This is a genomic window from Paenibacillus sp. FSL R5-0701 (assembly GCF_037973995.1).
In the GTDB taxonomy this organism is placed as follows: Bacteria; Bacillota; Bacilli; order Paenibacillales; family Paenibacillaceae; genus Paenibacillus.
This window is the reverse complement of record NZ_CP150230.1, coordinates 4,080,750-4,092,741: the sequence shown is the minus strand read 5'-3', so window position 1 is coordinate 4,092,741 and position 11,992 is coordinate 4,080,750. Positions and strand designations below refer to the sequence as shown.

The following is an 11,992-nucleotide window of genomic DNA, read 5'->3' as shown; positions in this document are numbered from 1 at the left end:
TGATGAGATTGTTTAATTCACGGTGGGGACGCTTTGTAGCAGCAGGAACAATGGCGATCATGCTTGGTTCTGTTCTAAGCGGATGCACAGTCATAAGTGACCCCAAAGGTTTGATGAGAAAACCAATGATGTCCACTGATAAGGAGAAACTGTACAACGTGGTTCAGGTTAAACTGCCGCCAGAGAGCACGTTGATTCGTCCCAAGGATATGAATAACACCAGTATGATTCGAGTAGAAGACCTGAATGGGGATGGAACTCGGGAAGCGATTGTTTTTTATGAGACACCAAATGAGAATGTGCGAATCCATGGCATGATTTTGGAAGAGCAGGGAGGCACATGGGTTAAAAAGCTTACATTTGATGTGCCGGGAAATGAGCTGCAATCCTTTAAAGTATTGGATATTACGAATGACGGAAATCCGGATATTATTCTTGGTGTAAGTCTGCAGGAGCAGAAGGCCCTGACTGCATATTCCTACAAGGGCGGGGCACTGGAGCAGGTCTTGGGTGGAGTTCCGTATAATCAATATATTATTGATAATGCGCAGGGGAACACGCTGGATTTAAGTGGGGATGGCAAGAGTGATTTTGTTATCATTTCGCTGAACAACAGCGGTTTTGCAACGATTGCGTTATACCAGTACGAAGATGGCAGCTTCAAGGAAGTGGATCGGGTGCAGACCGATTATACCGTTAAAGAAGTTTATAATGCGCTGGGCGGAGAGATCGCCGAAGGACAGATGGGCATTGTACTGGATGCTGAGCTGGATGATCGGAGTTCCTTCTCGCAAATTATGTATGTTAAGGATAACAAGTTAGTCAATGCTTTTAAATCACCGGATCAAACGTATAGAGATGACAAAATTTTAAGCGGTGATGTCGATAATGATGGTATTATTGAGTTTGGACTTAAAGAGACTCCGAAAGGCTGGGAGCATTATGTTTTTGACTCCAGGTTGTGGTTCTATACCTATTACCAATGGGATGGTAAAGAAGGCAAGAAATTTGTCTCGTTCCAATTCCGGGATGACGCTGATTTATTTCATCTAAATCTCAAACCAGAATGGTACGGTAAGATTACTATTGACACCAAATCGGAGAAGGAAAAATATATTCGATTTAAAATGATTGATACGGACGAAACCGTGGCAGAGATCAAATATTTCACCCTTTCCAAGTGGGAGCAGGAGAAGGGTAAAAGCTGGAAGGAAATTACGCGTACCAAAGATCGGGTTATTGCTTCACGAGTAGCACAATCAGAGGCGGGTAAAGATGCACTAAGCAATACTTCTCAGCTGAATAGAAAGGGAGAACTTAATGAGTAAAGTACTTATTCTTGAGGATGAAGAATCCATCCGCAGTTTTATAGTGATTAATTTAAAGAGAAACGGATTCGAAGTGCTTGAGGCGGGTGACGGCCATGAAGCGCTCCGCATACTGCAGACAGTACCGGATATTGATCTGGCTCTACTGGATGTCATGGTACCTGGTATTGATGGATTTGAGGTCTGTCGACGCATCCGTGAAACTAATGAACGTCTGGGCATCATCTTTTTGACCGCGAAAGTTCAGGAACAGGATAAAGTGTATGCTCTCTCCGTTGGTGCAGATGATCATGTCAGCAAGCCTTTCAGCCCAACAGAGTTGATTGCACGTATTCAGTCATTATTACGCCGTGTGAACGTGCATCGGGAAACTGCGGCAAAGGTTACGTTCCAGTCTGGGCCATTTTCACTGGATCTGATCTCGAAGCAATTCAAGAAACAGAATGAAGCCATTGAGTTGACTCCAACGGAGTTTTCCTTGATTCAGTTTTTCCTGGAAAAAGAAAATACACCGCTCAGCCGCGATGTATTGTTAGATCATGTATGGGGAAAAGAGTACATGGGTGATCCAAAAATTGTGGATGTCAACATTCGTCGTCTGCGTCAGAAAATTGAGAACAATCCTTCCGAGCCCGAATACCTGCAGACAGTATGGGGTCACGGGTACAAATGGAAGGGCCGGGAGCAATGATTAAAAAAGGCATTACTCGGCAGATCGTACTACATTATTTCTTTGTAGTTTTTCTCGCTCTGCTGTTGGTCGAATTCGTATTTATGTTGGCAGTTCAAAGGTATTATTATGAGAGTATCTACAATACGATTAGTACCCACATTTCTAATTCAAAGGACTTTTTCGAGCCAATCGCTCGTGAGAATACTACGGAGGATGGCAATAATCTATCTAGACTCCTTGTGAACTTGGCATTGTCCAATACTGAATTGGAAATTTTGGATCTGAACGGGCGCGTATTGGCGAGTTCGACTGCTTTTGAATCTGACCGTGCTGTGCTGCAAACCAGTGATATTATGCAGGCTCTGAATGGGGATATGGGACGCTGGATTGGAAGACAACCAGGTACTGGAGAATCCGTCATGGCCGTTTCACACAAGTTTGATCTGGGCGGCGAAAATACTTATGTTATTCGATATCTGACTTCACTCGAAGATGTGAATTCAAAGCTGTTGAATATGGGACTACTCGCCGCTGCGGTCGGTGTTGGCGTGCTTGCTATAGTATTGATCATCAGCGTTGGTATGGCAAATTCCATTGTACGTCCAATTAACAACATCACCGCAGTATCTGCCCAAATGGCCAGAGGACGGCTGGATGTCAGGGTTAAAGGGAATTATAAGCACGAACTGGGCGAATTGGCATCAACACTTAACTTCATGGCACATGAGATTGTGCGCAGTAATCAGATCAAAGATGATTTTATCTCTTCGATCTCACATGAATTAAGGACACCTCTGACCAGTATTAAGGGCTGGAGCGAGACACTGGACTCAGGCGGTTATGATCCGGAAGAGACCCGTATCGGTATGGGCATCATTTCCAAGGAAACCGAACGACTGATTGGACTTGTTGAAGAGATGCTGGATTTCTCCAAATTACAGCAGAATCAGATGAAGCTGGTTAAAGGAACGGTCAACATTCGTGAAATTGTACAGGAAACGATGTTGAATGTCTGGGCCAAAGCGGAACAAAAACAGGTCCATCTCAAGTTGGAAACGGACGAGACACGTGCTTATAATGTCCATGGAGACGGCAACAGACTGAAACAAGTCTTCTTAAACATTGTGGATAATGCGATCAAATTTTCACATGAGAATTCCTGGATCTTCTTGTCCGTTAAAGAGGAAAATGGTCAGATCATTGCAGCTGTTCAGGACACCGGTATCGGAATTAGTGAAGAACATCTAATCAAAGTACGGGACCGCTTCTTCCAGGTAAATCATCAAAATGGGGGAACGGGACTGGGTCTTGCAATTACACAAGAACTGGTAGAACTGCACGAGGGAACGATCACGATGCAGAGTGAACTTGGATCTGGTACAACCGTTACGGTTACGTTACCGGCTGTGTCTGAGGAGATGGGTCCAGAAGAATCTATAACCGCGTCTGGTGTTGCTGAAGTCACAGATGAGATAACAGCAAGCGATACAAAATCGGATATAGAAAAGTCTTAAGGTTTTAAAAGATAAGAGATTTTTCTACCTGACCCTCGAGCATGTTAAGCTTTATAACATCCATATCAACACAAAAAAGGTGAGCCATTCAAGGCTCACCTTTTTTGCATATTCTTATGAAGAAAGTTCACCTGTGCGCAGGCGCCCACTTTTCTCATATACTTCTTTCAAACGAACAGGTTGCGTGCGGACAGCCGGTTTGGCAGAGACGATCTCATTAGGTCCAACGACAACAATTTCATCTGCCGTACCTTTAACAATTGCACCGTCCTTGATTATTGCCCCTTCACCGATGATGGCGCGTTCGATGTGAACCCCACGGCCTATGCGTGCGTTAGGCATAACGACACTGTCTTTAACCTCAGAGCCTTTACCCACTTCTGCACCGCAGAAGATAACGGAACGCTCCGAACGACCTTCGATTGCACAAGAATCGTGAATCATGGAAGTAACATGTTCGATCTTTGTATGTCTTGCTTTGTAAGCACTTGGCTTGGAGCGCCAGTCGCGAGTAAACATCGGCCAGTTTTCTTTTTGCAGACTCCAGTCTTCGTCGTTGTGTAACAGATCCATATGTGCATCCCAAAGGCTCTTAACCGTACCTACGTCTTTCCAATAACCATTAAAGTTATAGACAAAGAGGGGATTATTTTCGTTCAACATTTGAGGAATAACATCTTTACCGAAGTCATGGCTGGATTCAGGGTTAGCAGCATCTTCCAAGAGATGGCGTTTCAGATAATCCCATTTGAACATGTAAATGCCCATTGAAGCCAGATTACTTTTTGGTTCAGCCGGTTTCTCGGCAAACTCGGTTACACGTAAATTCTCATCAGCAGCCATAATACCGAAGCGATGTGCTTCATCCCATGGAACTTCCATTACTGAAATCGTTGCTGCTGCATTATTAGCCTTATGAGCCTCCAACATCTCGCGATAATTCATATGATAAATATGATCACCCGACAAAATTAGAACATTTTCGGGGTTTTGCTGATCAATATAGTCAATATTTTTATAAATAGCATCCGCCGTTCCCAAGTATTCGTCATTTCCTGTATGATAAGATGGAAGTAAGGAAATTCCTGCCTGACTTGAGTTACCATGTCCCCATGGTTCGCCTTGACCAATGTGATCATGCAAAGATTCCGCTTGGTACTGCGTTAATACGCCTACAGTATCGATCCCTGAGTTTACGCAGTTACTGAGAGGAAAATCGATGATCCGGTAGTGCCCGCCAAACGGTACAGCGGGTTTTGCGATACTTGAGGTTAAAGGGGCTAATCGCTTCCCTTCTCCTCCCGCCAACAGCATAGCGATGCAATCTTTATTAAACATAATCGTTTCCCTCCCAAAATATTGTGCATTGTAGTACATCATTAACGCAAAGTAGAGCAGATGAAACGATTGTTACTGTAAAAATTCAGAAAAAAGACAACATTTTCTAAGACACCGCATTTTTCTTTTCAACTTGGCTAGAATGGGGTAATGGTTACTGTTATATCTATTTTCTTGAGAAGAAGGTGATCTCTTGGCCATTCAACCGTTGGCACACCCGGACATATTGCCGGAGCATATTTATTTATTTCATGAAGGTAACCTTCATCACAGTTATCGAATTTTGGGCGCACAGCCTGAGATCTGCGATGGCCGTCAGGGGTATCGCTTTACCGTGTGGGCACCAAATGCCGCAGAAGTAGGATTGGCTCTGGACCGTAATGGATGGAAAGGTGAAAAGGAACCTTTATATAAGATACCCGAATCAGGATTTTGGAGTCGTTTTTTTCCGGAAATTAGTGAAGGAACTTTATACAAGTTCCGTATATTAACGGAAGACGGAACAGAATTGCTCAAAGCCGATCCTTATGCGTTTCATGCGGAGGTTCGACCTCAGACAGCCTCTGTCACCAGTTCAATCGAAGGGTACAAATGGAATGATGGAGCCTGGAGACGCAAACAACGCGGGCTGTATAATAAACCCCTACATATTTATGAAATGCATATGGGAACCTGGAAGCGCAAAGAAGACGGAAACCTCTATAGTTACCGAGAGATGGCTGATTTACTTGTTCCTTACTTATTGGAAATGAAATATACACATGTTGAGATGATGCCTCTTAGTGAGCATCCTTATGATCTTTCGTGGGGATACCAAAACACTGGATTTTACGCTCCAACAAGCCGTTACGGACAGCCCAAAGATCTGATGTATCTGGTGGATACACTACATCAGGCTGGAATTGGTGTTCTGCTGGATTGGGTACCAGCGCATTTTGCCAAAGATGCTCATGGGTTGCGTATGTTTGATGGTACGCCTTTGTATGAGTATGCAGACCCGATGTTAGCAGAGAAGCCAGGCTGGGGTACTCTTAGCTTTGACTACTCGAAACCTGAGATTCGTTCATTTCTGATCTCCAATGCATTATATTGGATGGAGATGTATCATTTTGACGGACTCCGTGTTGATGCGGTTACGAGTATGCTTCGGCTTGATTTTGAGAAGCAGCCAGGCCAATATCGTACCAATGATGAAGGTGGTCTTGAGAACAAGGAAGCTGTAGCTTTTTTGCAGCAGCTGAATGAGACGGTGTTCAAGTATTTCCCTTATGCATTGATGATGGCTGAAGAATCCAGTGCATGGCCAATGGTGACTTTACCTGTAGATGAAGGTGGTCTGGGCTTCAACTACAAATGGAACATGGGCTGGATGAACGATACGCTTGATTACATTGAATCTGATTTTCACGAGCGTCCTTCCAAACATCATTTGCTGACTTTCCCGGTCGTATACTCCTTTGCTGAAAATTATGTGCTACCTCTGTCACATGACGAGGTTGTTCATGGCAAAAAGTCGCTCCTCGACAAGATGCCAGGAACCTATGAGCAGAAATTTGCCGGCATGCGTGCTTTTCTGGGCTATTTTATGACTTTCCCAGGGAAAAAGCTGTTGTTTATGGGTGGAGACTTTGGCCAGTTCATCGAATGGAAAGATGAAGATCAACTGGACTGGTTCTTGCTGGATTATGACAGTCACCGCAATTTGCATAAGTTTGAGCGTGAGCTGTCTAACCTGTACTTGAGTGAAAAAGCTTTGTGGGAGCTTGATCATTCCTTGGACGGTTATGAATGGATCACTCCGGATGATCAGGACCAGAGTGTCATTTCATACGTACGCAAAGGAAAAAAACCTGCGGATACACTCCTTGTGCTCATTAACTTTCAGCCGGTCAAGCGGGAGCGTTACCGGATTGGTGTCATGCGTCCCGGTATGTATACCGAAGTACTGAACAGTGACCATTCCGTTTACGGCGGTTCAGGCATTACTAATGATATGCAACTGCCTACCGAAAAGATTCCATTTCATGGGCATCCGCATAGTCTCGAATTGGTATTGCCTCCGCTTAGCATCGTGATTCTAAAAAAGAACACGCGTCGGAAAACGGATGAATCACCTGCGAGTATAACTTCCGTCAGTTCAAAAACAAAGAATAAACATGAACGCAATACGCTCAAACCGAAGAGGAGGACAAAGGCATGAATATTCTATTTGCTGCTGCTGAAGTACATCCATTTATCAAAACAGGAGGCCTTGCTGACGTAATCGGTGCTCTCCCGTTGGCATTGAAGAAGAGCGGGGCAGATGTGCGGGTGATTATGCCTAAATACAAGGGGATTCCCGATGAGTATAAAGACGCGTTACAGCCCGTAATTACAACGGATGTGCCTCTTGGCTGGCGGAGACCTTATTGTGGAATAGAAATGCTGGTTCATGATGGGATTCCAGTATATTTTGTGGATAATGAATATTATTTTGGGCGTGATGGAGTGTACGGTTATATGGATGATGGCGAGCGTTTCGCCTTCTTCAACCGTGCAGTTCTCGAAGTGTTGCCACAGATTGAGTTCAAGCCTGACGTGCTGCACAGTCATGACTGGCATGCAGGAATGATTCCTTTGGTGCTTGAAGCACACTACAGACACGATCCATTTTACAGTGATATTCGTACGGTATTCACTATACATAACTTGTTGTATCAAGGGGTATTCCCGCATCAGTTATTCAGTGATATTCTTGAGCTGGACGATCGATATTTCACCGTGGATGGAGCCGAGTATTACGGTAATGTCAACTTCCTGAAGGCTGGAATTGTCTACGCTGACCATGTAACAACCGTTAGTCCAACTTACGCACAGGAAGTGAAAACATCTTATTACGGATACGGTCTGGACGGACTGCTTAGTTCACTTGGAGATCGATTCAGCGGGATTGTAAATGGCATTGATACCAAGAGTTACAACCCGGCTACAGACACCAAAATCTCGGTGAAATACAGAACAAGTCTGTCCAAAAAAACGGAAAACAAAATTGAGCTGCAAAAGGAACTTGGCTTGCCTGTTCGACCTGATGTACCCCTTATGGTCATGGTCACAAGGCTTGTGGATTCCAAAGGACTTGATCTGGTCTGTCGTATCCTGGATGAATTGTTATATTATGATGACATTCAATTCGCGGTACTGGGAACAGGAGAGCAGGCGTATGAACACTGGTTCCGTGAAGCCGCGAATCGTTATCCACTTAAAATGTCTGCACAGATCAAGTTCAACGACGGGTTATCCCGTCGGTTCTATGCAGGCAGTGATATCTTCCTGATGCCATCCAGATTCGAGCCGTGTGGTATTAGTCAGCTGCTGGCTCTGCGGTACGGTAGTGTGCCTCTCGTAAGGGAAACAGGCGGTCTGAACGATACTGTTCAGGCATATAACGAGTTTACTGGAGAAGGGAATGGTTTCTCATTCACAAGCTTTAATGCACATGACATGATGAATACCATTCGGCGTGCTGAGGAGATCTACAAACAGCCAGAACACTGGAAGAAAATCGTGAAGAATGCAATGGGTGGAGAATACAGCTGGAACGTCTCTGCTGAAGAATATATGGACATTTATCGTCGGATCACACTTGACCCTGTAAACTAATGCAATCCTGAAAAAGTCGCAGCATATCATGCTGTGGCTTTTTTCAATCCAATAAACAAAACACTTCCAAAGTTCAGAATGAAGTATCATCTGAGACGATGGAAGTGTTTTTCTTTTCTTTTCTTTTATATGATTCTTCAGAATTAAACCTCAGCCGTGTTGGATGGTTGTCGGATCAAGCTGTCTATACAAAATGCGGTACCCATAGGGGTCAAGCTTAATATTCATCATTCCATCGGCTGGAAACACAGGCTCTTCAGTTAATGCATCTTTCCAGTCTTTTGTTTCCATAGGATGAGAAAGCGTTCGATCTTGAGGTGTATTGTTCATCCATACGGTAAAGTGAAGGTTATCATCCACACGCTCGTACACGATACAGGGATCATTGTGATCAGCCTTGAGGAATCGGAAGCGTCCTTTGCGCAGGGCTTCATTACTTTTGCGTAAATCGATCATCAGACGATAGAAATCATACAATTCTCTGTCTTGTTTGGCCGGGTCCCATTCCATACATTTTCGACAATCCGGGTCAGCATCACCACTAATTCCCACCTCATCGCCGTAGAAAATACAAGGTGTGCCGATATAGGTGAAAAGAAATACAACCGACAATTTTAAACGGCGTTTGTCTTCTCCTAACCTTGTAAGCAATCGTGGGGTATCGTGGCTGCACAACATATTAAAGATCACTTCGTTGGTTTGTTGCGGATAGCGCATAATCAGTGAACCCATCTCGTTGGCAAAGTTATACCCATCCATTGAACCGCAGAAGAACTGAAGCACTTTGTCGGCAAATGGATAATTCATGACGGAATCGAATTGATCCCCCATGAGCCATGTCAGGGAGTCGCTCCAGACTTCACCAACAATATAGGCTTCCGGATTCGCTGCCTTAACAACCTTGCGAAAATCACGCCAGAAATGGTTGTCCACCTCATTTGCTACATCCAGACGCCACCCATCCAGCTTAATTTCTTTGATCCAGTACTCAGCTACATCGAGTAGATATGCCTTAACCTCAGGGTTGGCTGTATTGAACTTGGGCATGTTGCCATAGAACCCAAATGTATCGTAGGTTGGTATACCATCCTTGATCTGAACCGGATATTCATTGATGTGGAACCAGTCGGCATACTTAGAGTTTTTTCCATTCTGGAGAACGTCTTGAAAAGGAGGGAAGTCTTCGCTGCAATGGTTAAACACCGCGTCAAGCATGACACGTATACCCAGGCGATGACATTCTTCTGTCAATTGTTTAAGCAGGGCATTATCACCGAAATGGGGGTCGACTTTTTTATAATCAATCGTGTCGTATTTGTGGTAGGAATTGGCCTGGAATAACGGGGTAAAGTAAATGGCGTTCACGCCAAGTTCAGTTAAGTCATACAGATGATCCAGCACACCTTGCAGATCTCCACCAAAATAATTGTCCAACTCAGGTTTGCCACCCCAGTCATGGGTTTCTTTTGGATTCAGCTTGGGATCTCCATTAGCAAACCGTTCAGTCATGATCTGATAAAAGACGGCTTCTTTGGCCCACTCGGGCACCTTAAACACATCAATTTCATGTATATACGAGAACTCATAATATCCTCCAGTTGGATAGGGGGTCTCATAATGAATTCCATTATCCGCTAGAAAAACATCTTCTGAACCGGCAGTTATCCGAAATATATAGGTGAGACGTTTGAATTGTGGCCTGACGGTAGCCTCCCAATAATCAAACATATTATCAGAAGCAGCCTTCTCCAATTGAATCTCCTTGTAAGTTCCATTCCAATCGTACTTATCTCCGGTCAGTGCGGTCACGTATTGCACATCATTACGTTTGGTTCTTACGCGCAGATGTATGGTAGACGAATTATAGGCATAAGCCCACTTGTCACGAGGAACATGATACATGGCTTCGAGCAACATGACAGCACCTCCTGAATATAGGATAAGTTATAGTTATAATTAACCAAGTTAGCCAGCAAATGAATCACATTTACTGTAATAAAATGTGTTATTTTCATCGTTTTCAAAGGTTTCTTTCACAGCATTTCCAGCTTCGGGCTGAATATACTTACAGATAATTTAGAAAAAGGGTGCCCTGAACAAGTTGAGATTCAAGATTGTTCAGGGCACCCAATATAACGTGTTGAAAGTGAATTTTAGCGAATAGCTTGCTCAAACTCCGTGTGGATGGTTTGAAGCAGTTCTGGCTGGCTCAGTACGTCATAGGCTGTTGTAGCAAGTGCCTTTGCTCCCAGAATCATGCCATCCAGCGCGCGCTCCTGAAGAGCAAGGTCACGGAAGGCTATGGAGTGCAGTGTGTGCACCTCGTCTACAACCCGAATGTAAGGATGGATTGCAGGACATTTCAGGGAAACGTTACCGATGTCCATGGAGCCATGATCGTTACCACTCACTATCTCTTCTTGTGGGATACCAAGTTCCATCAGATTTTGACTAAACGCAGCTGAGAATGCTTCATTAGTGACCATCTCGTCATAGGACGTTTCATAGTTGGATGTCACGAGCTTACAACCTGTCTGGAGAGCAGAACCTTCAGCGATCTGAATCACACGTTCTGTGAGAATATTCAATTCTTTGCGAGTTGCTGCCCGTACATAAAATTGCGCAGAAGCATAGTCAGGAATGATATTTGCTGCCTGACCTCCGTTGTTGATCACACCATGAATGCGCACGGTGCTTTTCACTTGTTGCCGGAATGCATTGATTCCGTTGAACGTTTGAATGACAGCATCAAGTGCATTAATACCTTCGTGCGGACTTGCAGCGGCATGTGAAGATCGGCCATGGAATTCAAATTGCACAGCATCAATAGCCAGCGAGCTGCCTGACTTTTCGAAGGCATAATATGGATGCGCCATAAGAGCGACATCACAGTCATCGAACAGACCTGCTTCCGCCATCGGAACTTTGGCACCACGTGTCTCTTCAGCAGGTGTACCAAACACTTTAATTGTTCCGCCTACTTCATCCAGAATGGATTTTAGCCCCACAGCAGCCCCAAGACTCATCATACAGATCAGATGGTGACCACAAGCATGACCGATCTCCGGCAAGGCGTCATATTCACACAATAATGCAATGGTAGGGCCGGGTTTGGCGGCTGAATAGGTTCCGATAAAGGCTGTCTCCAGTCCAAGGATTGGAGCCTCTACAGTGAACCCGTGAAAGACCAGTTCTTCTTTTAGACGAGCAGAAGCAAGATACTCTTCATTCCCCAGTTCGGGGTTGGCACCGATATATGATGAAATGGCTTTAAAACGGGAAGCATATTGATCAATAACCGTCAGGATCTGTGATTTGTTAGATGTCATTAGTAAACTCCTTATGCAAAATGAAAATAATTTATTGATTATATCATGTTTGCTTTATTTTTTCAGAAACAAGTCAAGATTTGTATTGTCAAAATGCATTGCATAATCATGCATTGTACTTTATAATGACTCAGTCATCAACATGAGAAGCATACAAAGTATTGTAAGGGG

General features: G+C 44.1%; 8 protein-coding genes. 5 read left to right on the top strand and 3 right to left on the bottom strand.

The annotated features are described in order from the left end of the window. The first annotated feature begins 2 nt into the window (after positions 1–2). Genes MKZ13_RS17980 through MKZ13_RS17970 form a run of 3 tightly spaced genes read left to right on the top strand, consistent with a single transcriptional unit; the run spans position 3 to position 3,515 of the window. A complete protein-coding gene (locus tag MKZ13_RS17980) occupies positions 3–1,328 on the top strand; it encodes a hypothetical protein (RefSeq protein ID WP_339177099.1) in 1,326 nt (441 codons plus the stop codon). After that, a complete protein-coding gene (locus MKZ13_RS17975; RefSeq protein WP_017688086.1) occupies positions 1,321–2,019 on the top strand; it encodes a response regulator transcription factor in 699 nt (232 codons plus the stop codon). Before MKZ13_RS17980 ends, MKZ13_RS17975 begins: the two co-directional genes overlap by 8 nt. Then, entirely contained in the window at positions 2,016–3,515 is a 1,500-nt protein-coding gene (locus MKZ13_RS17970) for a HAMP domain-containing sensor histidine kinase (protein WP_339177097.1), read from the top strand. The genes MKZ13_RS17975 and MKZ13_RS17970 overlap by 4 nt, the downstream gene beginning before the upstream one ends. Positions 3,516–3,629: 114 nt before the next feature. On the opposite strand, the gene MKZ13_RS17965 is transcribed toward MKZ13_RS17970, so the two are convergent. Continuing rightward, positions 3,630–4,853: a glucose-1-phosphate adenylyltransferase gene (locus MKZ13_RS17965; protein ID WP_339177094.1), complete on the bottom strand. Its 1,224-nt coding sequence runs from the start codon at positions 4,851–4,853 to the stop codon at positions 3,630–3,632. Positions 4,854–5,046: 193 nt separating this feature from the next. Between MKZ13_RS17965 and glgB the strand changes: the two genes are divergently transcribed. After that, positions 5,047–7,053 carry a 1,4-alpha-glucan branching protein GlgB gene (gene glgB, locus MKZ13_RS17960; protein ID WP_339177092.1) on the top strand — a complete coding sequence of 669 codons (2,007 nt, stop codon included), beginning with the start codon at positions 5,047–5,049 and terminating at the stop codon, positions 7,051–7,053. Continuing rightward, the gene (gene glgA, locus MKZ13_RS17955) at positions 7,050–8,492 is read left to right on the top strand and encodes a glycogen synthase GlgA (RefSeq protein ID WP_339177090.1); all 1,443 of its coding nucleotides are present in this window, start codon (positions 7,050–7,052) and stop codon (positions 8,490–8,492) included. The genes glgB and glgA overlap by 4 nt, the downstream gene beginning before the upstream one ends. A gap of 150 nt (positions 8,493–8,642) precedes the next feature. Here the strand turns inward: glgA and MKZ13_RS17950 are convergent, their stop codons facing one another. Together MKZ13_RS17950 and MKZ13_RS17945 are read right to left on the bottom strand one after the other, a co-directional pair. Beyond that, on the bottom strand, positions 8,643–10,409 hold the full coding sequence (locus MKZ13_RS17950; protein WP_339177088.1) for an alpha-glycosidase: 1,767 nt from the start codon (positions 10,407–10,409) through the stop codon (positions 8,643–8,645). 236 nt (positions 10,410–10,645) lie between these two features. Continuing rightward, a complete protein-coding gene (locus MKZ13_RS17945) occupies positions 10,646–11,821 on the bottom strand; it encodes a M20 family metallopeptidase (RefSeq protein ID WP_339177085.1) in 1,176 nt (391 codons plus the stop codon). Positions 11,822–11,992 lie beyond the last annotated feature (171 nt).